The organism is Psychrobacter sp. CAL346-MNA-CIBAN-0220, from assembly GCF_040309805.1.
GTDB lineage: Bacteria > Pseudomonadota > Gammaproteobacteria > Pseudomonadales > Moraxellaceae > Psychrobacter.
In genome coordinates this window covers 1-229 of record NZ_JBEOPF010000811.1, presented here as the reverse complement: position 1 = coordinate 229, position 229 = coordinate 1, and the positions used below count along the sequence as shown (strand labels likewise).

Below are 229 nucleotides of genomic sequence, written 5' to 3'. Positions count from 1 at the left end.
CCAATATACTGATTATGTTGTAAGTCCATTAAGGCTTGATAATACAACTCAAATTCTCGACCACGAATAGCACTATGTAAATCACGCTCTATTTCAGCGTTGGTGGTAAACGTTTCAAGTAGTGCTTCATTAAAAAACTGGTAATGTGCACCATTTTTCTTTTTAGCATGTTGTAAGGTAATATCGGCACAAGATAACGGGGCAAACATCCCAACAACAGACTTAATAT

At 36.2% G+C, this 229-nt stretch carries 1 pseudogene; it reads right to left on the bottom strand.

From position 1 onward, the window contains the following. Positions 1–229 (bottom strand): annotated as a pseudogene (locus AAEY88_RS15765) (hypothetical protein); the annotation flags it as partial.